General features: G+C 32.9%; 19 protein-coding genes. 12 read left to right on the top strand and 7 right to left on the bottom strand.

What is annotated here, in order from left to right; genetic code table 11:
- Positions 1 to 5: 5 nt before the first annotated feature.
- From MUB18_RS14495 to MUB18_RS14485, 3 genes are all read right to left on the bottom strand, one after another.
- Positions 6 to 3,308: a SusC/RagA family TonB-linked outer membrane protein gene (locus MUB18_RS14495; RefSeq protein WP_248753589.1), complete on the bottom strand. Its 3,303-nt coding sequence runs from the start codon at positions 3,306 to 3,308 to the stop codon at positions 6 to 8.
- 138 nt (positions 3,309 to 3,446) lie between these two features.
- Positions 3,447 to 4,028 carry a hypothetical protein gene (locus MUB18_RS14490; RefSeq protein ID WP_248753588.1) on the bottom strand — a complete coding sequence of 194 codons (582 nt, stop codon included), beginning with the start codon at positions 4,026 to 4,028 and terminating at the stop codon, positions 3,447 to 3,449.
- A gap of 315 nt (positions 4,029 to 4,343) precedes the next feature.
- Positions 4,344 to 4,724, bottom strand: coding sequence for a hypothetical protein (locus MUB18_RS14485; protein WP_248753587.1), 381 nt, complete (start codon positions 4,722 to 4,724; stop codon positions 4,344 to 4,346).
- A gap of 719 nt (positions 4,725 to 5,443) precedes the next feature.
- Here MUB18_RS14485 and MUB18_RS14480 point away from each other — a divergent pair.
- The 7 genes from MUB18_RS14480 (at position 5,444) to MUB18_RS14450 (ending at position 12,089) form a co-directional block, all read left to right on the top strand.
- The gene (locus MUB18_RS14480; RefSeq protein ID WP_248753586.1) at positions 5,444 to 5,887 is read left to right on the top strand and encodes a hypothetical protein; all 444 of its coding nucleotides are present in this window, start codon (positions 5,444 to 5,446) and stop codon (positions 5,885 to 5,887) included.
- Positions 5,888 to 6,010: 123 nt separating this feature from the next.
- Positions 6,011 to 7,030: a nuclear transport factor 2 family protein gene (locus MUB18_RS14475; protein ID WP_248753585.1), complete on the top strand. Its 1,020-nt coding sequence runs from the start codon at positions 6,011 to 6,013 to the stop codon at positions 7,028 to 7,030.
- Positions 7,031 to 7,093: 63 nt separating this feature from the next.
- Positions 7,094 to 7,951 (top strand): restriction endonuclease, encoded by an 858-nt coding sequence (locus MUB18_RS14470; RefSeq protein WP_248753584.1) that lies wholly within the window; start codon positions 7,094 to 7,096, stop codon positions 7,949 to 7,951.
- 289 nt (positions 7,952 to 8,240) lie between these two features.
- Entirely contained in the window at positions 8,241 to 9,182 is a 942-nt protein-coding gene (locus MUB18_RS14465; protein ID WP_248753583.1) for a hypothetical protein, read from the top strand.
- A gap of 3 nt (positions 9,183 to 9,185) precedes the next feature.
- The gene (locus MUB18_RS14460; protein WP_248753582.1) at positions 9,186 to 10,310 is read left to right on the top strand and encodes a hypothetical protein; all 1,125 of its coding nucleotides are present in this window, start codon (positions 9,186 to 9,188) and stop codon (positions 10,308 to 10,310) included.
- Positions 10,311 to 10,410: 100 nt separating this feature from the next.
- Complete coding sequence (locus tag MUB18_RS14455) at positions 10,411 to 11,595, top strand: ImmA/IrrE family metallo-endopeptidase (RefSeq protein WP_248753581.1); 1,185 nt, start codon at positions 10,411 to 10,413, stop codon at positions 11,593 to 11,595.
- Positions 11,596 to 11,597: 2 nt separating this feature from the next.
- Positions 11,598 to 12,089, top strand: coding sequence for a hypothetical protein (locus MUB18_RS14450; RefSeq protein WP_248753580.1), 492 nt, complete (start codon positions 11,598 to 11,600; stop codon positions 12,087 to 12,089).
- 764 nt (positions 12,090 to 12,853) lie between these two features.
- Here the strand turns inward: MUB18_RS14450 and MUB18_RS14445 are convergent.
- The 4 genes from MUB18_RS14445 to MUB18_RS14430 form a co-directional block, all read right to left on the bottom strand.
- Positions 12,854 to 13,768, bottom strand: a complete 915-nt coding sequence (locus MUB18_RS14445; RefSeq protein WP_248753579.1) for a hypothetical protein — start codon at positions 13,766 to 13,768, stop codon at positions 12,854 to 12,856.
- Positions 13,769 to 15,484 (bottom strand): caspase family protein, encoded by a 1,716-nt coding sequence (locus MUB18_RS14440; RefSeq protein ID WP_248753578.1) that lies wholly within the window; start codon positions 15,482 to 15,484, stop codon positions 13,769 to 13,771.
- Positions 15,485 to 15,675: 191 nt separating this feature from the next.
- Positions 15,676 to 15,999 carry a heavy metal-binding domain-containing protein gene (locus tag MUB18_RS14435; protein ID WP_248753577.1) on the bottom strand — a complete coding sequence of 108 codons (324 nt, stop codon included), beginning with the start codon at positions 15,997 to 15,999 and terminating at the stop codon, positions 15,676 to 15,678.
- A 469-nt stretch (positions 16,000 to 16,468) separates the two neighbouring features.
- Complete coding sequence (locus tag MUB18_RS14430) at positions 16,469 to 17,254, bottom strand: hypothetical protein (protein WP_248753576.1); 786 nt, start codon at positions 17,252 to 17,254, stop codon at positions 16,469 to 16,471.
- Between the two features lie 110 nt (positions 17,255 to 17,364).
- Between MUB18_RS14430 and MUB18_RS14425 the strand changes: the two genes are divergently transcribed.
- The 5 genes from MUB18_RS14425 (at position 17,365) to MUB18_RS14405 (ending at position 23,039) form a co-directional block, all read left to right on the top strand.
- Complete coding sequence (locus MUB18_RS14425) at positions 17,365 to 18,090, top strand: hypothetical protein (RefSeq protein ID WP_248753575.1); 726 nt, start codon at positions 17,365 to 17,367, stop codon at positions 18,088 to 18,090.
- 536 nt (positions 18,091 to 18,626) lie between these two features.
- Positions 18,627 to 19,865: a deoxyguanosinetriphosphate triphosphohydrolase family protein gene (locus MUB18_RS14420; protein ID WP_248753574.1), complete on the top strand. Its 1,239-nt coding sequence runs from the start codon at positions 18,627 to 18,629 to the stop codon at positions 19,863 to 19,865.
- A 259-nt stretch (positions 19,866 to 20,124) separates the two neighbouring features.
- Positions 20,125 to 21,513 (top strand): dGTP triphosphohydrolase, encoded by a 1,389-nt coding sequence (dgt, locus tag MUB18_RS14415; RefSeq protein WP_248753573.1) that lies wholly within the window; start codon positions 20,125 to 20,127, stop codon positions 21,511 to 21,513.
- A complete protein-coding gene (locus tag MUB18_RS14410) occupies positions 21,513 to 22,280 on the top strand; it encodes a hypothetical protein (protein ID WP_248753572.1) in 768 nt (255 codons plus the stop codon). The genes dgt and MUB18_RS14410 overlap by 1 nt, the downstream gene beginning before the upstream one ends.
- A 60-nt stretch (positions 22,281 to 22,340) precedes the next feature.
- Positions 22,341 to 23,039: a hypothetical protein gene (locus tag MUB18_RS14405; RefSeq protein WP_248753571.1), complete on the top strand. Its 699-nt coding sequence runs from the start codon at positions 22,341 to 22,343 to the stop codon at positions 23,037 to 23,039.
- Positions 23,040 to 23,373 lie beyond the last annotated feature (334 nt).

Here is a 23,373-nt window from a genome sequence, read left to right as displayed (position 1 = left end):
TATATTTAATAGGTTAAAGAGACACCAATTGTCATTTGCATCGGCGCCGGGTAAGTACTCAAAGTACTGGCATTTCCAGAGATGTAATCCGGATCATAGCCCCATCTATTCGCTTTCCACAGTAAGCCTAAATTCTCAACCTGACAAAGTAATCGAAGAAGTGTCTTTCTCCCCCCTATGTCAGGCTGAAGCTTGTATGAAACATATACATCTTGCAGGCGAAAATGAGCAGCTTTGCCCACATTGACCGTGCTGTACTGATAGATATTATCTCGATTTTGGTTTCCGGGATAAGTAAAACTGGGAACATCTGTTTTCAAGTCGTCACCTACCACTTGCCAACGATCTGCAAATTCAGCATGTCCAGTAAGTTTACTAGAACTTGTCAGCTCTGCATAAGATAAACTCGGCTTACGAAATACATGTCCCAATTTATAAAGTATGCTCGCTCCTACTTCAATATTTTTTAGCTGGACACGATTCACCCAACTACCGAAATACTTGGCGCGAGTCATTCCTCCGTAAATCAGGTTCTCCGCCTGTAGATTATTGAGTAGCTCATTATAATCGCCACTTATATTTCCTGCGACATCCCTGATAAGTGGGCCACCATTAGCTGGGTCAAGCCCCGCCCATTCGAAACTGTATAGACTATGCACAGGATATCCTACACGGGGGATGTTGTCATTCGCCGTGTAATACATGACAGAAGTGCGACCTATGTCATATGCTTTTACTTGATCATAAGTGTAGCTGAAGTAAAAATCAGATCGCACACTCAAAGACTTCCTATTAACAAGATGTGCGGTTAATTTTACATCCAACCCCTCACCAGAAATGGTACTATAGTTACCCCTCATATTGGATACACCACTGCTGGGAGCAAATGGTTTATCACCAATCATATCTTTACCATTTTTCAGATAATATTCCAGACTTCCTTCCAGCCATTTGTTTGCTAAACGAAAATCTATAGCAAAATTAGCCTGACCGATACGCTCCCATCGGAGATCAGGATTTCCGAGATTGACCATCGTTGCATAAGGAAGTCCTGTAAAACCCGCATTACTTCGATATTGCAAAGTGGTAACACCAGTTAAATTAGATGCAAGATTACCGCTATAGCCATAAGTTGCTCTCAAATCAAACTGGTCAAATATTCCATTTTGGAAAAAAGATTCTTTCGATACTCGCCATTTTGAACCTACAGACCAAAGTGGAACCATCTTTTGGTTTGCATTGACTCCAAAATAATTTGAACCGTCTACCCGACCACTGAGTGAAAAAACATAGCGTTCTCGAAAAGCAAAAGATCCATTAAAAAAGGAAGATACAAAGCGAGAAATTCCCTTTCCCTGACCAGTATAATTTGGAATCGCTGCAGTAGTTCCATAAGGATTAAGAGTAAAATACGATCGGTAATCTACAGGTTGAGCAGTTAATATTTCGGCATCGTAGCCATACAGCCTAAAATAGTCCGAAGCTCGGTTTGTCTGTGAGATCTCTGTTCCTAATAACGCATCAAGACGCCATTCATTACCAACTAAATTATAATTTAACTGCCCTCTGAGATTAGCTGAGCGTACCTGTGCTTTTGAAAAATTTGCAATACCTCCAATCGGAATATTAAAACCCACCACCTTTCCATCCAGTATTTGTGCATACTGATTGGTCATATTGCGGGCTAGGAAAGATTCTTGCGGAGCCACAATATTATTATTAGAAAAGCTCTGTTGCATCTGACTGCTGATATCGGCAGTAAGTCCTTTCAGCAATTTCAGATTGAGCGATGTATAAGCACGAATATCATGTGCTGTAGTCTCATTTTTTGTACGACCCAATTCTTGTATTGGCCAATAATTCCAGTCCAAAAAACTCTTTTGGGGAGCCAACTCATCAACCCAGGTGCTACTAAACAAAGGATAGTAAGGCACTTCATTTCCTTCAGTGTCCCGAAAGCGGGAATATGGATAAAAGCTACTGCCACTTAAAACTTCTGAAACCGTATTATCTAATTCATTTTTTGATTTGATATAATTCAATCCCAACGTCCATTTAATACGATCGGAAATTGAAAAGGTATTTGACATATTGATTGTCAACCGATCTCCGTGGTTGTGATTTAAAGTTTGTAAATCCTTGTTATAACCTATCGACGTGAAATATTGCCCTTTATCATAACCTCCGCTGATATTAAGGTCATAGTTTTGGAGGAGTTTGTTTCTATAGAAGGTAGATGATATTTCTTTTCTCACATCGTAACCAGTTAATGTTTCTTTTAGACGTTCAGCTTCAGCCATTTGTCCCTGATAAAGTAGTTGCACATAGGGAGATATTACCGGATAGTTCTGTGTATCATCGAAAGCAGAATTATACCGTCCACTATCAAAAAGTAATTTTTCTGCGGATAAGTACGTCTTTGCATCCATATAATTGGGAGCATATTTTAAATTAGGAACTGATGAAATAGATATGCGAGTATTAAAAGAAATTACAGGAGGTTGACCAATAACACCCTTTTTAGTTGATATTACAATAACACCATTTCCTGCTCTAGCCCCCCATATACTTGCAGCCGCCGCATCTTTGAGTACATCGACAGAAAGGATATCTTCAGGATTGAGCATATTAATATCTCCACTATAAGCAAATCCATCAACAACAATCAAAGGTTGGTCATTTGCAAATATTGTGCTCTGCCCCCTTATAGAAATATCTTTTTCATTGTTAAAGCGCAGTCCACTAACAAGTCCTTTCAATCTAGATAAAACAGTAGATGCGGGACGCGTATTGTAATAATTCATATCTGCTTGAGCAAAACTCCCTGTTGCACGTTCTTTCGGTATCTTCTGATATCCGGTAGATACTACGTTTACTTCTTCGAGTTTATTATCTTCAGGTATCAATTTCACAGTCATTGATACTCCTGCGGTATAATTGAGTTCTTGGCTTTTGAAACCGATGGAAGAGAATCTGATCTTTCCATTTTTATTACTGATCGTCAATTGAAACCTTCCATCTTGGGAAGTTTTGATCTGTAAGTTGTCGGCATCGATGCGAACAGATACTCCTTGCAGTGGTGTACCATCTGTGGAAGATACAACTACACCAGTTAGCTCATATTTTACCTGCCCATTCACCCCGCTGTCCTTGCGGGGTGTCTGAGCGTAAGCACTCAGCATAAAAGCGTTAGACATCAAGGTGAACAATAACATCTTACTGATCAGCAAGATGCTATCCCCCTTGGATTTAAATAGCTTTTGGAGATCGCTCCAAAGCTTTATTCTATATAGGTCATCTGTATTCATTGTTGTTAATTTTTTGGGTATAGTTCCACCATCCCCATTTCATGCCGAGGGTTTACTTTTATCATGTCAGTTGTATCCCTCGGCAGAATTGAGATTCACGGGTAGAAAATTTATTTTTAATACTTCAGCTACGGTCTTTTAATAGACGAGCTTTCCTATTTGGTTTCCTTTGGTTCTCATAATCATCGTTTTCTGATCCTCCCAGATCAGTTCTACCGACTCGCCATTTTCAGTAGTGATCGGTCTGCTATTTGTGACAATGGACAGCTGCTCTACTTTGACATCCAATTGAAAATGATCATTCAGATCGTTACGGATCCGTTGCTGATACTCTTCAATGGCGGTATCGGCAGGTACGGTGAGTTCATAATGGTAGATCAGCTTTTCACCATAGTCACAGGATCGGCAAGGGATATACCTGGCTCGGTCTTGTCCAAACACGATAATCTGTTCTTTTGGAAAGTTGGATGGCAGCCCCAAGGCAAATAGGTAGCCTTCATAGATCGACACGCAGACCATCGTGATCCGAAGTACATCTTTGCGCGCATCACTCACTATAGTGATATAGGGATCGGTCTTTTCCACCGCGGGAACCAGTATCGAATAGTATCGATCGTCTGGTCTTTGCGCTATAACTGATACAGGCACATGAGGTACGCGACCTCTGGACCTGACGGATGTAGGCTTTTTAGATTTCTGTTTTGGTATTAGTGTTGTCATAATGGGTTCTTTGGTTATTGGAACACTTTTTTCACTCAAAAACGAAGACAGTTCTCTCCCTGGGGACAGCACATAGCTCTCCCTAACACAAGTTTTTTGCATTATTTAATGGTTTACATTGAAGGTGAGTCAGGAGCTAAAATTCAGGCAATAAGCATCCTCTTCAACCGTCAAATGGTTAAAAAATAAACTGGAAAAAATGCAATTAAAAGGTCTTCATCAATGGTTATAATATGCTGTACATGATTGCATTTCTAAATAGACACCCATCATAGAAACTAAGTTTTCGCTTTTATAATGGAATAGTCATCAAGGTCAATCCTTTTTACCGAAAAGTGCGTAGTCAAATTGTCGGAACTTCAGTTCTTCTTCCGATAACTTTTTGGTAGGTAAAAAAGGTATTTCCAAATTTTCCATATTGAAATTATGTTTGTGGGCAAGGTAATAAGCAACCAACGCTCTAAACAAGTCTAACGAATAAGCTTGTAATTGAAGCTTATCTGGTTGCTCCATTATACCTTCGGGATCATCTACATGTCCCAAAAACATGGCCACAATATGATCTCTACTACTGTTGATATCATATTTCTTCCAAAAATTTTCAATATTTACGATTGGATTATATCCTGGTACATGGACTTCATTGAAGACCTGATCAAATGGAATTAATTTAAAATAATCTGCGTTCATTTTCATAATAGTTTTTTGAATAATTACAGTAATTCAAAAGGTATAACAAAGTAAATATTTCTCCTTCTAAATGGCGAATAGTTCTCCTTGTATGCAAGTTCTTCACATTTTTTGGATTGATTTAATAGGTTAACGGCAAATCATCAGTAGACCGGTCATACCGACAATCTTAGCTCACCAGGTAAAAAAAATAAATAAGGAAAATGCAATTAAAAGGTCTTCATCAATGGTTATAATATGCTATACATGATTGCATTTTGAATGGATAGTCACATAGTGACTTGGCGCAGCAGATCAACCTGCCGGCTTGATAATGTTTTTGATTGTTTGTTTTCTGTTCATAACTCTCTTTTTTAAGTTTATAAAAAAACTTGAGCAATGAATCTAGTATATAAAAAGGAAAGTTCATCAAAAAAGAGATGGGACAAACCTTATTTCCAATCGAGGGTCGTAGGAGAACCTTTTAACAAAAACAAGAGAATGCCCATCTCTCCTTTGGAAATACAAAGATAGAGATTGGGCTTTGATCTCCTGAACTTGTGTCAAATGAAAATTTCCTACGTTTTCGATTACAAGATCCAGCATCAATAGCCTTTAAAATACTAATAAAGATACCATTAAGATATATTTACATAACAAACATAATAACAATATTCGATTATTACAAATTTTCTTTTACACTATTATAGTTCTGAATTATGCTATTTGGATAAAAGTAATTACCAATGGCAAAAATTAACAGACAATCTCTGTATTTTATAAATGAATCAAAATTCTGGAGATTAGTTAAAGGTTATTCTCTTCGCGAATTTGCGGAAAGAATTAATAAATCTGAGGGCTACACAGGGATGGCTGAAAGTACGGCGACTGACCATAAGTATAACATTGCTGACTATCCTGTTGTTTCTGATGCACTTTGTGTCAATCTTGATCAGTTAACACCTCCAGATGATTGGGAGGTTAGTGACTCACATCTTAAAGTTGAAAAGATTATATTCTCTTTAGAAGATCCACAATTTGCAAAACGAGTAATAATTGCAATACAAGATAGACAGCCCGAATCACTAGCTACAATAGAATGTTTATATAAACATCTTAATCTTCAAACAGAAAAAGAAAAACAAGTTGTAAAAGATGTTTGGAAAAAGTTTGTCGTAAACAATAAATAGTAACGGTAACGGTCGTATTTAGCTATCAATTTATTTTAGTAAATTCGAATTATAATTTATAAGCTCACCATTCAGACTGAGGTTATGATTTGTATTTATTAATAATTTAAAAGGTAGCCTAAATTGATTGAAATAGTAAAAAGAGAATCGGTACGAAAGAAGGACGGTCCAGTAGTGACTATGTCTCATATGGATTATCATATTATATGCAAAGTCATTGATCTAATAGGACAAATAGGAATGGATGATGAGGAATTATCGTTTCTACTGGGAAAAGCCAACAATTACGTCTTTAGCTACATCGCTAATCCAAACGATAAAAATAAGTTCAAGTCTGATCAGGTTGACCTGCTCCCCTATTTACTAAATTGTTATTTCTCTGATTTATTCTCGAATAATTGCCCGAAAGGCAATATCCAGCTCTTCCACAGCCAGGAAATAAATACCGACGAAGACAAAGGTTTTAGCCATATTATCTACGACAGCAACGGAAAAGGCACACGAATTATATGGACAAAGAAGAAAAATGAAAAGGGAGCATTCAGAAAAACCAATAAAAATTTACTTGATCTTCTAAAAAAATGGATCGATGAAAGTATCCTCGATTTACCAACGTCCTCAATTGATATTTGGAAAAAGCTCAAATCAGAAGCACAGTTTACATTTTTTATCAGTGATCTAGAAAAATGCATCAAAATACTATCTACCAAAAGCATTTTAACTAAGCAAACTATTAATGGTATAATCTATTATTGGAAGTCTCACCCTCAAACTTCTATTATAGTCCATTACATCAATGCATACAATGCTTTTAAACCTAAAGATATGTGCAAGAATATAGCTGAGGATGTTGTGTTTGAGAATATCCATGATGGTAATACAACGATGTCGTTAAAAGGCAAAGATGCCTTTCTAGAACAGGCTGTGTCGGTGTTAGATTTATTTGCGACTCGCAAGCAGATTATCACCTCCATCCTACACCGCAACAATATCTCTGAAATCACAATCGACTACGAAGCTAAATTAGCCAAAGATCTTCCAAATGGTCTAAAGAAAGGGCAAGAACTAAAGCTAAAAGGCAAGTCAATATTTGAGTTTTCTGATGATGGAAAGATTATGAAGTTGGTGGATGTTAGTGGGTAAAGGTTTAAATTTCTAAAAATATTTGTAACAACGCGATAGTGCATAAACATTTATTATAAAACAATGTCCGATAAATACGATCTAAATTGGGAGGAATATGAAGCCATCACTAAATACATTTATGAGGCACTGGGGGTTGAGTATGGAATTAAAGTACTAGGATTTGGAAGAACATCAAAAGTAAAAGGGAGATCAGGTGTGAAGCATCAGGTTGACGTGCTAACTGAACAATTTAATGGTGAACAGCAAATACTTACAGCAATCGAATGTAAGTATGTGAATAAAAAAGTTAACAAGGACGTCGTTATGAAACTTTCCAAGATTATGGAGGATTCGGATATAGCGAGTGGCATCATTGTTTGTAAAGCGGGTTTTACTAGAGACACATTGATTTTTGCCGAACATGAAGGAATAAAATTGGTTGAACTAAGGGAAGCCGACGAAAATGATGAGGATTTCAAAAAGACGTTCGAAATTGGAACACTCAATCTTCACATCAATATGATAGTTTCTCGGGCTAACGTCACAAGCATAGATTTTGGTAGCATAACTATTACTGATGAAAAGAAAATAATGTCACTATATTATATGAATCTGAATGATTCATATAATATAGTGACTCCTTTTAGTAAGTACCTGAGAATGTTTTCTGATGAATTGGAATTGAGAAAAAGTCTTTTAAAAACTACAACTATAGATTTTTCAATAAGCAAAAAGCTGTCATTGAAGTTACCGAATGAAGAAATCGCTGTCGAAAAAATATCAATTACAGGATTTTTTACAAAGACAGATAGAAGTTCCAAGAGATCATTCCTGTTGAAAGATCAGGTTTGGATGATAATGGAAGAGCTATTTGATAAAAGGAAACTAACTTTGTCAAAAAGTGGATTAATTTGGAATCTACCACAGACTCACCAATAATTACCGTCTCTACGATTAAATTGAAATGCGTTTTTGAACCTATCAATTTTTAGAGTAAAAACGGATAAATCTACCAATAGACTATTTCGCTTTATTAATGAATAAAGCGAAATCAGCACGACTTATAGTAGCACGAAATCTGTTGAAAATTTAGTTATCGATTGTATAAGTGATAAATCTTAAAAGTAATAGTATTTAAACTCATTTTATTTTTATTTAATTTTATCGTATCTTAATTGCAAAATTCCTCGCAGGAATACCATATTATTAAACATATACAAATTCATTAATGGGAGAATTATCAAAATCAATCGGGGAAAAAGGTGAAGAAATTGCCAAATTTTTATTTGAAGAGGTTTTAGGATATCCAAATATCGAAACAGGAATCAAACTTAATTGCATTCATAATTTAAAACACAAGTCAAGCTCCGCAAAAGGTGAACGTCAAACTCACGGAATAGATGGTTTTATATCTTATGCATCACCTGTGGAAGACGAAGTATTAGACTTAGTTATTATGTCCTCCAAATACACTAAAAACCCTTATCCCTCTATAACTAAAACAAAAAGCACTTTTAAAAATCATCTTAAAGATTTAACTCAAACATATGAATGTTTTTCAAATTCCCAGATTAGGAATGGTGCTCTAAAACAATTTAATGGTATTAAAAGATCTGATACAATAGGAGTCTTAGTATGGTTGTCAGAGGATTCTCCAAATGAGACTTCAATAATTGGAGAAATAAGTAATTCCATTATTGAATTTGACATGGCTTTTGATAGTGTAATAATTGTTGATAATGCTAGGATAAATTTCTTATACAATAGTATCTTAAGCATGCGGAGATTAGAAGGAAATGATAATTTGGATTTTGTTTACATTAATAATTCTTTAAATCCAAATTCTTACGCAGAGGAACCATTTGGCAAAACTTTTCCAATTCACTATCTCTATTCTGATATTATTCCTATGAGAATTGCGAAAGAAGGTAAAATTGAACTTCATATTTATATTAATATGGAGATTAATGAGTTTACTGCAGAACAGATTATTGGTTTAGCCAGCTCAATAAATACTTTGGGAGCTTTAAATAAAACAGTTTTAAATTTTAAAAACTATAGTTCGTTGGATCATGAAACAACGGTTAAAGGTGCACTTCGAAAATTTAGACAGTTCCAATTTGACAAAAATTTCTATGTTCAAAAATTTCCAAAAGATTTTAAAAATTAAAAAATGAGTGATTTTTCATATTTACCACAAGGTGACCTGATCCGTCAATTACTAGTCAAAACCAATATTTCTGATTTTAAAATACATTCGTTGCTACGAGATAAAGGTGTTTTTCTACCTAATCAGGAAAAAAACGGATCGGTACCACTACTGATGAAAACTATAATAAGTCCTAATGATTTCCATTACTTTTTAGAGACGCAAAAAAACAAAGAAGACAAAACAAAATATAGAACAGCAAGTATTCAATGCGAAAGCGTTTTTTCTCTAACCGAAATAATAGAAAAAGGATTTGATATCAATAAATTAATAGATGACAGTAGCCCTTATAAGCAATATTTCACTGTAAAAGGAAATCCAACATTTTATTTGGAGGACAATAATACTGCTATTTTAGATTACGAATTAGAAAGAGAAAATTTACTGTTTGATTTCCAAAATAAGACTTCAACACACTCAGGAAGAGTTATCATTAAGAAAAACAAGGATAGTGAACTTCAGCTTACTTTACAACAAAATATTACTGCGAAAGAAACACACAATGTTAATGAGCTAATCATCAAAAACATAAAACAAAGATTAACGGAAAAGTCAATAGTTAAATCTGGGACAGATTTTGTGCGGATCAGATTTTGTGATTTTGACAATAAGAAAAGAGTTCAATTCCTAAATTCTTTCGCCATAACTAAAATCGCTTATTTAACTTTTGCTAGCACCTCGGATGTTGACTTATATTTGGACGAAAAAGTCGAAAGTCATAAAGATATTCAAAGATTTTTGAATGATATAGACAATTTAAAATTAAATGGAAAATCTCTTCAAAATCACATCCTACTAAATAATGCTGCGTATTTCCCTAAGCTTATATTAAGCATGGTTAAATTAAAATATAACTTAAATTATCAAGGATTAACTGGTAAATGCGATGTTGTATTCAGTTTTCCTGATTACATCGGTAAATCTAGAGATATAACGTCCGAGCTCCAAATTACCTTAGATATCCAGTTAGATAAAGAATCTAAATCGTTTCTTAATCAACAAAAAATCAATAAAGTAATTTTTGATATAATAGAAAAAATAAAAATAACCAAATTCAACCAATTCAAATTGACAGGTGAGATAGATTAATACCCTTACATAGTAATATTGATCATTTTTGATAAAAAAATAAAAAAATACATTTTATAAATAATAAAGGTGTATTTTTGTTTATCAAATTTGATAAATCATGAACAACATCAACGAACTATATGATATTTTAGGAATACGACATCAAAAAAATCTTGTGGATTTGATTGAGGAAAAAAAAGCGCTTCTGAATATAAAAACAAATATTCATCTTGCTGCAATACTAAGTATTAATAAAGATACCCTATCTCGAATTATAAAAAATGAAGACTATAAAATCGATATTGTTAGTCTGATCAAATTAGCTAATTTCTTAGAATTGGATGTTGATAAAGTTGTTTCAGCTTATATAGCAAATACAACAAAAGAAATAATCGAAGAAATTGAACATAGTAAAAAAGCTTCTTTTATTGCAAACAACTTTGATCTTAATGGATTAGAAAAAATAAATTTTATAAAAGATAAAAGCAACATAATCGATATTGAACATAGAATTGTAGATTTTTTCGGTCTTAAATCGATTTATGATTATAAAGAAAATTTTGCTTACTCTTTATTCAGTAAATCTAAATTAAAATCACAGGATTTCATGAATGAATTCTGGATTAAGTGTGCATATAATCAATTTAACAGAATTCAAAACAATAATGATTTTTCTGTTGAAAGATTAGAAGATATGGTGACTAAAATTCGTCCATATACACTCAATATAGATACTGGTCTCCTAACAATTGTAAGAGCTTTATTCAATATCGGAATAACAGTCATTGTGCAAGATTATATATCTAAAACTGCTGTTTTTGGTGCTAGTTTTTTCATTAACAACAAACCTTGTATTGTTTTGACAAATCATTACAAGAGATATGATTTATTATGGTTTACGCTATTTCATGAACTTGCACATATCATTTTTGATTTAGAAGAGTTAAAATCTCAAAAATTTCACCTAAGTGGAATGGCAGACTTACTATTATTAAATGAGGAAAGAGCAAATAGGTTTGCAGAAGAAATGCTGTTCAATGAAGATAAATTAAATTACATTTCTTCAAATATAAATAACTACAATTTAGTGAAAGCATATGCAGAACGAAACTATGTACATCCTTCGATAATTTATGGTTTCTATATAAAGAAGAATTCCAATAAAGAGGAACATTATAAGAGATATAGTAAATATTTAATTTCGTCTGAACAGGCAATTGCCCCACTAAAATCTAACATATGGGACTACGATAAAAATGTTCAATTAGAACTGGAAAAGATTCTTGATAAAATAAACGCATAATTATGGATAATAAAACAGACAAATACAATGAGCTTTCTCTACTTAAAATCAGAGAATTAGCAAAAAAAGCAGATGAAAACAAAGCATTTGAATTAGGCTTTGAAAAACCGGAAGAATTTAAAAATATTGAGATTGACTACGGTAATGATGTTCAAAATCCAGATAAATCTTACAAAATATTTTATGCGATACAGGGGATACTTAAAACCCATCTTCCTGAAGGAGACAGTAACAAAGAAATTAGAGATATTATTAGAGAAGAGAAATCAATTTTTCTAACAGGGGGAAAAAAGAAAAATGCTCAAGGAATAAGAGGTGCGGATAGTAGACAAGCATATATATCGACTCATTTAGAGGTAGCACTTAATGTTCTTTTCGAATGGCTGAACAGCGATAGAAATACACTAGATCTATTTTTAAAGTTTAGGGATTTAAATATTGAATATGGGTATTTTTCATCCGAAGAAAGAGGAACTATGGATCAAAGTCAATAAATTTGAAATTTTAATAAAAATATACTGGTAAAAAACACCCGTATATTTTTATTAAAAAGGGAATGTACAACAAAATATGTCATTAACCTTTTAAAGGTGCTATTTTGAGCAGACATTAAGTGAATTCTATACCTTAACAGAAATTATGTCACGAGAAATAAAAAAGTATCTATAAAAGATCGAACTTATGATTGTTGAAATGAGTAATAAACATACAGGTGTGGCTTAGTAAACCAATGAATTAGACATTAAGTTCTCATTATTACACCGTTGGGGAAAACAGTTTTCTGAAAAGCAGACATCTAGCTAACCCAGTAACGGAAAAGTAAATTTTAGCGCCAAAGAACAAGAATTGGCTCAATAAAAAAGAACTCAAGGGAACGCAAATTGAAGGGATATTTTTAAAATCGATCTACAGCTTCTAGAGCTGTGAAATTGTCAATACAACCAAACGGGATAAAATCCGTTAATTGTCTTAATTTTCAATGAAGCTATGACCTTAAATGGTAGGCAGCAAGTCTTCCTTAAAATCTAGGCTGCCTGCTGTAAGGGTAGACTTACCTGTTCTCCAACCTCGAGCTTCCACATAAGATTTTCTCAATACAATGACCATGCCTGTTATACTGCATAAATTAGTTTTCTATACTGCTATTGTTTTTTCTACAAGTTCATAAATGTCCCTAAGTTTTTTGCTAACAATTACAGCTTGCGCTCTGTAGATTGAACAGATGAAGACAAGCAAAATTATAAGCGTTCTTATTGTTTTAATCATTTATAGGTGTTTTGAATTTATCAGAATTCAAAATCTCAGAAATAGCCTGTGCTACAATGGGATTACTGAGATATCCTTCGATACCATGCCTATTTTTAGTTGTATTTACAACGATATGGTTGATAATCATGGGATCAACTTTAAAATGACCACCATTGAGCGGTCTTAGCGATACAAAATCCGATTCATCGTAAATATTGGTCCAATTTCCTCTGATGACCATAGGGAATGATGGCGGCGGATATAACTGCCTGATAACTGAATTTACACCCAACGGGCTACCTAATGTAATTACCCCACGGATATCGTAATTTTCTCTCTTTAATGTGTGCAACATGTCATATGCGATAATGGTACCCAATGAATGGGCTATTACAATAGTCGGTTCTTTACTGAGCACTTCTGTAAAGTACTTATTTATAACTTTCTTTGCTTCTGGGACAACAAGGTACGTGACAACATCAGATGTCCCCAGCCGTACGATCATATTTGAAATCTTTCTTTGTCTCTCATCTAACCGTCTAGCTATTTTAAGAACTGTTTCCTTATTCTTCCATCCACGCTGCTGTTCGTTTCCTCGCATTAACAAGGCAAATTCTTCGTCGCTAATGCCTGCGTGCTTGCGAAGATCATCAATAAGTGCCAATTGGATAATACCAATATCATCTAGGCTTTCTTCATCACCGGCGGATTTCATTTGGTACTTACCACTTCTAATATCTTTTTTATACTTATCACGTAGTTCAATAAGTTCCTTGCCATAATGCGGCATTTTTATCTCAAGTCTCTCGGTGTAAGGAATACGGGCTTGTTCGAAAGACTGTTTCAGGTTTTCAGTCCAAAGGCCGAGCAATGTCTCCTGACTGAATCTTTGTTGGTCCCTTCCGTGTATAAATATGATCTGCATCTATATTTGTCTAAAATTATATCTATGATAAAGAAAATCGAAACCTTTTCGGGTAAATGACGTCCATAACCCGGGCTGTAGCTGCGAAGACAGTTCTTCATACGGATTATCCAGCATTTTTAAATATGACCAGCCCTCTGTTAATAATGGAAGTGGAATTTCATAAGGATACGGATCCCATACCGTTCCCCTAGAAAGAAAATTAAGAAGCCATATATCCTCGACTATGGTTTGGCGATCATTTAGCATAAAGTCAAATACTGACCTTACTCCAGCATAGTCCCCACGTTGGAAATAAGCATAGGCGGCAAAAAGTCCAAGTGTGGGATCAAGATGTTTATAAGAACGTAAATATCCCGCAAGTTCCTGAGTTCCCTGAAAAATGCCGTTTTTTGCGGCCAGAATAATATGTGCCTTTCGTTCCGCAACTTCATCCGCAAAACGTCTCGCTTCGTATTTAGCATTCCCGCTCGTAGGATAGTAGTTAACTGTTAAAATTTCCCCTTTTTCAAATATGACATGCGTAAAGAAACCCGGAATAACATTAACTGGATAATATCTGTCACTACGTTTATTTCCGACTAAATATATTGCTCCACCGCCAAGGTCAATATCATTAAAATTGAAAACCCTTGTAGATGCATTGTACGCCCTGTTTTTCCAATCAGACTCTCTTCTGCTGAAAATTAAAGGTTTGTTTATTCCTGTAACGTGTAATCCTGTCATTTCTTCTCTGAAAAGCTTCTCCATGGTGAAAAAATGATAATCCTTTCTGAAGTTATTTACCAGATTCCTCATTGATCTTTTGGTCGGTCCAACTTTTAATTTGATCATTGAATCGAGCTTTTCATCAAGCATTCTTGTGTCGCGAGATTGTTTAGGATCACCTGCCCAATACTCGAGTCCAGTCTCGTTAATTTGTTGCGTTCTGTTTTGTTCACCAAAGCTTGATAAAAAATAAGGATCTCTGGAATTAATTTCACCCATCGGTACCTGTTCTCTTGAACCAGCATCTCGCATTAATCTCGGTACATTTTCCTTTAAATAACTATTTAGCTCGTAAGATAAAACAGCAGGGAAGCCTGGGACTATGCGAGTAATGTTACTGATAACCTCATCAACTCTACCATGCAAACATTCTATTAAACATTCACTGTAAATACTCCTGTACTCATCTCCTTCAACCCTTACATCTGTAGAAATCTGCCCCGGCCATGTAGAGTAAAGGACATCAACTTCCGTTTGAGGATTCATCCTATCCATGGATGGGATGATTTCATTTCCCTGAACAGCCCGCAGAGAATTAGTAGAAGAACGTGATCTACATGTGTCTGATATAAAAACGATGTGAGGTACTCCGGATGTATACGCAAGCGCCTTGTTGAGAAAAATGCTTATTGACTCAGCAGAATTACGACGATAACCCGGAAGTAGCCAGATATCATTTCCCGCAGTCTGTTCAAATCCGTGCCCCGCAAAATAAATGAGAATTTTGTCGGTTCCCTGTTCGATAATGTCAGAAATTGCATTTAAAATCAGTTCGCGATTACATTCTCTACTTTGAATTCCTTCTACTTGTTTATCAATGAAGAGGTGCGTAATATATCCTTGGGATTCGGCCCATTCTTGCATCTGAATGGCGTATGAACACGGAGTTGATAAAAGATCCATTTCAGGAACTTTATTTACCCCGATTAATATTGCATGTTTGGTCATGAATGGCTACTAGTTTAATTGACGAAAATACAGATATTTTCTTTATACAGCAATCATTTTTCCTTTCTATTCAACCTTTAAGCTAAAATCGTAAATCTACGTCATTGAGATCTCAGTAGTTTTAAATTCTTTTCCTAAACTAAAGCCAACGCATATTTACACCTACCGCTTATGCTTGTATATGTTTAATTTCATTGAGCAATACTGGTGTACCGATAGCGGTGATCATAAACGATAGGCGTTCCTTTGCCCGACAGCTCATCAATATTGATGCTAAAGCCTATAACAGCATCTGCCCGATAGCTACGTGCATTTTGCTTTAAAGACTCCACTACGCTCTTATATAGCTCCTGTAATTTGTTTTCATAATTGCGGGAGCGCCCACCGAAAAAGTCCACGAAGCTGGCTCCGATTTCACTAAGAGCATTGGCTCCAATAACAGCTGTTGCTGAAATGGGATCAAAATAACGCAGGACTTCTCTCCCCTCGATGGTATTGGTACTGGTAACGATCATGGTGTATGATGAATACTGTTTTAAAAGCCCGAAATAAAGCATCGGTTTGATTAAAAAATAAGGTAAGCCGTAAGGATGGTATTAAACAAATAAAGCCATTCTTGACAGAATGGCTTTATTTGTTTATCTATATGATCTATTTATTTCAGCTTTTCGATCTCGTCGATGGTAAGGCCTGTACCTTTTGCAACTTTGTTATGTTATCTTTGGATCAGCAAATTATGACTATACAGTACATATCAAAGTAATAATATTACAAATATGTAACATGGATTTCAGGCATAGTCGATCATCAACAATCTAACAAAGCCATATGTGCCCGAACTGTCTAGCAGAAATCTATCCTCTGCTACAATACGTGCTATTACTCGGGTGCTGTACCAGTCTTATTATGTTCTATTATAAAAATATGCCATAGCACCTAATTTAATGACCAAGGCTTACTACTATTTATTTAACAACTATCAATTTATAAGTTTTCATTATTTAATAGTTCCTTAGGAACCAACTCTACTAAACCTCCTTCAGAAGCTTTACCTTCATTTTTTATATTAGCTTTATTATGATTAATTAAATCATTACCATTAAAATGTGCTAGCTTCATAAATAAAGTAACATTTTCAGTCCAATCAATACTGAAGGATTGTTTACTTTTCCACTTTACTGAAAAATTAGCTGCGGCTCCAACATTGCCTATATCCGATCCTGAAATAGAAATGTTTTTAGCAAATGCAGAAACATATAATGATCCGTTATCTTCGTTAGATTGATACGCTAAAACTTTTTCACATGTGATTACAGAAGTTACAATATAAAAATCATTCCAATCTCGTTCGCCTTGCACAATTTTTAAATGATCTTCTAAGGCAAACAGATCTTTTATACGTCGTTCTTTTCCATTAACTCCAAATAATAATATTGAACCTTTTTTTCCGAAACTAAATTTAACATCTCCTTTAATAACATTTGGAACCTCTGCTTCTAAAGCTGCAGAAACTGTTACTTCATTTTCGGAAACGAAATTATAAGACTTATTGTTCTGATCTACTTTTATTTCGAGAGAAATACCATTTCCTGTAGTATTGGTTATGTTTCCAATGATACTAAACGATCCAAAAGGTTTCTTAGCTTTATCAAATATTGTGGTTCCATATGAAATAATATCCCCTGGTTCAACTTCTGTACCTGGATAATAAACAGGAATTAAATCAAACTTCCTGATAATAGATTTTGAGTAATGCTCTCCTAAATTCATAATAATGTAATTTATGGTTAATAAACAATGTTCAATTCCTAAACATATTTATATATCATTTGTTTTATACACGATAAGTAAATATGACATATTATCATAACCTAAATACTATGGAACACAACAAATTAATGACCAAGATCGACTTGTCACAATACTGTCCAACTGAAAAAGTACAATATAGAGCTACATGCTATGCATATGCTTTTGCATATACGGCACTCACTATCAATTATTGCGTAAAAAATAATATTGTTGACAAGGCAATGGTTGAAGCAAATGCTTTTTCACCCGGTTTTATAGCAAGTAGACATAGGCAGCAAGCAAATTTTAATTTATTTTGTGGGCGAAATGGAACCTATGATGTAGATTTAAAAATTTTTGCTCAAGATGGATGTCCTAAACTTCACCAATTTCCTTCTGACTGTACAACAAATATTCCTAAAGAATTTTTATTGAGTGCTAAAGAAGTTCAACTTAAACAATATGAATACCTTATATTAGAAAATGACGCTCTGGAAAAAAATGTTAAAAAGATCAAAGCAGTATTGTCACAAAAAATCCCAGTACTTATAGTTTTAAATACGACAGATTCATTTGCAGATATAGGCAGAGAATGTCTCAATTCACCTCCAATACTAAAGAATGGAAAGAAAAGTTCCACTAGTCATGATATCTGTATAATAGGATATGATGATGATCCCAGTTCTAAGTTTTTTGGTAGATTTTTAATAAAAAACAATTATAAATATTGGGGTGACGAAAGAAATATGGCATGGGTAAGATATGAAGACATGATGTACATGATAACCTATGCGCTATATTTTACTATTAAATAACAAATACTTATAAAGCGGTGACACCTATGCTTTAAGCCCTTCAAGATCTCGATTGTCAATGGTACATTCATCGCAATTAATATTTATTATTATCTCCTTATTCCAACAGGTTTAAATTTCGATCTTAATTCCTTACTATAAAGTGAAATTACAAAACCCTCTCCTGCTTTAAATCAATATTGAACAGAATGAACACGCAAGAATGTTGAGCAACCGGTTATCTTGTAGCATGTCCATCCTTATTCAATATCCAAAGATAAATAATAAAACTAAATACATTAGTTTATTTTTGCTATAAATTTTAGCTTAAATAGTTTTCAACTTAATATTTATGATACTAAGTTCTGGAAATACGGTTTCCCGTAAATATATCTTTCAAAGTTGTGATACTTTCGAAGTTTGCGAAATATTAATTGGTATTGTAAATACATGTAGAAATAACACTTTTAATAACGCAGTATTTAGAAAAATATAAAATTATAATTGTTTAAATAGAAGTAAAATATAATTGCTTCTCTCTATATTAATAACTTAACATGATATCAACAGATTTAGAAAATTACTGTTTAGAAAAAGAAAACGAGCTTTTAAAGATTTCTAATATGAGAGTAGATGACACTCATACTCCATCAACATTTTATTACCGAGATAATGCAGATATTGACTACTCTAGAGTGTTATATTCATCATCATGTAGAAGATTACAGGGAAAAATGCAACTATTTATTCCCAAAAGCCAAGTTTTCTACAGAAACAGACTAACACATAGTCTCGAGGTTGCGCAGATTGCAAAAACTATAAGTAAGAGGTTAAAGCTCGAAGACAATTTAACAGTACAAACTTGTGCCTTAGCACATGATATCGGTAATCCACCTTTCGGGCATGCTGGTGAGGTATTTTTAAGTAAAGTTTGTTCAGAAAATCCATATGAAGGTAATGCTCAAACTTTTAGAATATTAAATAAATTGGAAGAACGTCATCATGATTTTAATGGTTTAAATTTAACTATCAGAACTATGTTGGGAGTTGTTAAATATCTCAAGCCTGAATTTGAAGTTATAAATGGACCTGACGGAGATTATAAAAAATCAAATAAAAAATTCTTATATAATAGTGACTATAAATTAGTTACTAAATGGATTGAGAAACATAATATTACCCACAAGACTATTGATTGTGAAATTATGGATTTATCTGACGAAATAGCTTATGCAATTCATGATCTTGAAGATGCTCTGAAATTAAAGTACTTTACCATAGATGAATTATTATACGAATTTTCAATTGACGATAAATACAAAAAGGTACTTCTTCAATTTAAAAAATATATTGTAGCAGCCAGAAAATTTGCAGAAAAAGCGTCAGTATATAAAACATCTGAAGAATACGCAATGTTATATAGAAAGGAATTAACTTCAATTCTCACAACTGCGTTTGTTAATGATATAGATTTGATAGATGGTAAACTTGGTTATAAAGAATTGAATTTATTAGTATCTGGCTTAAAAGCTCTTACATTTAAGGCTATAAAAAGACAGCCGGATATAGTTGAGTATGAACAACTAGGCCAACATATTCTTACCAGATTGTATGAATTATATACAGATAAAACCTATAATCTGGAGATGGTCTTGTTACCAGCCAATTATAGAGCTGTAGATCATTGGGAGCGTAAAGTACAAGATTATATTGGAGGAATGATGGATATTTATGCTATTCAACAATATGAAAAATACTTTGGTCAATTAGATAAGAAAGGAATTTATTTCAAATAGATCATTAACCTAATCATTTTATTAAATAGCATTGGATGATGCGTACCTCTTCCAATTAGTAAGTAATACTTTAAAATCTAACTAAGAAAAATAATTTCGACAATCTTAAAAAATTATATTAAGATTTTTATAAAAAATACCAAATATTTTATTTGAAAATCATCACATAAAAATGCTTTTTTTAAATTATAAATTATAGCGTATATTAACATCAGATTTCATAATCTACGTTATGTTATTCCAATTATATTAACTAAACATGAATATTAAAAATAAATGGGAACTTCTCCTTAGCGATAAAAGATTCCGTGAAAAAACAACTATATTAGAAACCGATGCTAGAAATCCATTTGAAAATGATTACGGGCGTCTAATCTCTAGCTCACCAATAAGACGATTACAAGATAAAACACAAGTATTTCCTTTAGAACAAAGTGACTACATTAGAACACGTTTAACTCATTCCTTAGAGGTTTCATATATTGCAAGTTCAATTGGCCAAAGCCTTGAAAGCTGGCTAATATTAGAGGGTGATATTCCTGAAACAAAGAAGGGACATTTAAGCTCATTACTGAGAGTGTCCGGTTTGATTCATGATTTAGGAAATCCTCCTTTCGGACATTTTGGTGAGGAAGCTGTTAAAAAATTTTTTGTTGACTACTTTAATACAGCTAAATTCAAAAAACGTAATAAGGTAGAAAAAATTCTGAATGAAATGGAAATGGCAGATTTTACAAATTTTGACGGGAATGTTCAAACATTAAGAATCTTATCTAAATTGTATTATTTTGGTGATTCATTTGGTTATAATTTGACATACTCTACCCTAGCTTCTAGTATAAAATATCCATGTAATTCTCTGGAAGGTAATAAGAGGGATAATGAAAAAATTGCAAAAAAGAAATTTGGATATTTTATTACTGAAAAATCTACATATGATAAAATAAATGATTACTTAAATCTTAATAACAAAAGATCCCCAATAGTATATCTTATGGAAGCTGCAGATGATATTGCATATAGTGCAGCAGACATCGAAGATGGTATCAAATTAGGAATCGTAAATATTGAAGATGTAAGGAGAATTTTTAGTGATAACTTAGAAGATAATAAGGTTGAAGTTTTGAAGAACTTAGACAACTTGATCACTGATAAAAATAGTGGAATAATTGATGAGTCAATTGCAATTCAAAAGTTTAGAATTTATACACAAAGAATTATGATTTCTAATATAATCGAATGTTTTAAGTTGAAATATGAAATTATTATGGAGGGGCTATTAGAAGATGAAATTATCAAAGTATCTGGAGCTAAAGATATTCGAAAAGCATATAAGATGTTGCAATATAAAATATTTGATGATAGTAAAATTCTAAAAAAAGAAATAGCAGGCTGGGAGGCAATTTATGGCCTATTAAAAATCTTTGTTACTGCATCGGAGAGTGAAAAATTTAGTTCACAAGGAAATAATTACGAATCAAGGATTTACAAACTAATATCAGCTGGACATACCTATGTTTATGAAAATATTGAAACATATGAAAATCTGGAATATAAAAAATTCCAAATGATTGTTGATTTTATTTCAGGCATGACAGATACATATGCAATAAACTTGTATCAGGAATTAAAAGGAATTAAGTTATAATGTTCGAAAAACTCGAAATAAAAAGATCATTTTATAATCACTTTTCCAATGAAATGGATAAAAATGGTGCATTGCCACTATTTTATGAAATTCTTTCTTATGGAAATGCTTATGTAGTTGGCGGTTTTTTCAGGGATTTTTTATTAAATAAAAAAAGTCGTGATATTGACGTGATAGTTGATATAGATAATGATTTATTATTAGAAATTTTAAAAAATAATGCTTTGCAGTATGCTGTAAACCGGCATGGCGGAATTAAGGTTATATTTAAACATTACACTCTTGATATCTGGACCATTAGCAATAATTGGGCGTTTAAAAATAATTTAGTTAAGTTAAATAATGAAGATAAACTAAATAGTATCGCTAAAGGATGTTTTTATAATTATGATGCTTTAGTTATCAACATAATGGATTATTCATATAACTTGCGTTTCTTTAAAGATTTTTTTCAAAACAAAACATTAAATATTTTACAAGAAAAATCACTTTATAAGAATCTTAATCCTTCAGTAGAAGCAAATATTTTAAGATCTATTTATCTTAAAAAAGAATTTCAAATTTCCATGTCCAATAATACATTTTACTATCTTTTAAAAAAAATAGGTCAACTCTCTGATAAATACGATAGTGTTCAGGATCACTTAAGGTTAGTAAAAAAAAGTTACCCTAAGTATAACTTAGTTACTGACTTAGATATTACTCAGTTTATCCATTATTTAAAATATGATGTCAATCCTAATAATCAACTTTCATTAGATTTATGATACACTATTTATAATGCATCGATTTTCACCATCTTAAATCATAGAATTATATAAAAAAACATGAGATTAAATAACAAAGAATTGTATGAGTTTTTTGTTGATAAAGAAATTCCCACCCTATATCACGCTAATACAGTTACGACATCAATAACCTACATCGAACAATATGGGTTATTATCTAGAGGAGCTGTAGAAAAAATGGGACTTACTCAGACATCACAAAATTCAGACGAAATTGACAAAGTCTTAAATGTATGGAATGACGTATTTTTAGATACTATTGATTTACATTCTTTTTTTCCACGTCAAAATTATTATGGCCCAGTTCTATTTGAGTTTGATAGAGAACTCATTAAAGATGAGCAATTTGAAATTTGGATCACTAAAAATAATCCTATTAATTGGAAAAAAGAGATGGAAGATAGTGACCGTTATTTTATTAATATACAAGATTTAAGAGAAAAATGGGAAACTATCCCACGACAAAGGAAAATGATTACAATAAGAAACAATTTTTCACCAATTTTGTTTAACTATGCAAGAAGGGTAATAGTAGATGACCCTAAGAGGACTTTTATAGAAGATGGTAAAAAGCTTCATGTTTTTAATCAAAGTGTTAAAAATATAAAAGAAGTTTTGTCACCAGAACATCCCTTAAAAGGAAAGTTTATGACAAGAAATTGTCAAGGATTTTGCTATTGTACAAATAACTATTTGTATCAGCATAGCGTAACAGATATTAAAAAACTATTTCTATAAATTAATACAAAAATTATGAATTTGAATATTGAATGTGCTCAATGTAACACAGAGAATATTGTAATCAACAACAAATTATTCTTTCCTGAAAAAAGTGAAAAAGTTAAAATTTACTGTTCAGTGTGCTCATGTGAAATTACATCTTTAGAGACAGATGGCTGGTTTTTTGTAAAATCGAAAGAGCAATACGAATTAGATTTAAAAATAGATAAACAACAAGAGAATTTAAAATGCACCGATTTTTACTTGTAGAATTAAGTATTTTTAACATAGACGGGAGTAAAACTCAAACTTTGTTTAAGGATAGCTAACCTAATCCTACAAGCCTTAATCG

Origin of the sequence: Sphingobacterium sp. PCS056 (assembly GCF_023273895.1) — a bacterium.
Taxonomy (GTDB): domain Bacteria; phylum Bacteroidota; class Bacteroidia; order Sphingobacteriales; family Sphingobacteriaceae; genus Sphingobacterium.
The sequence above is the reverse complement of the archived record's forward strand: the minus strand, read 5'-3'. Positions and strand labels throughout refer to the sequence as shown.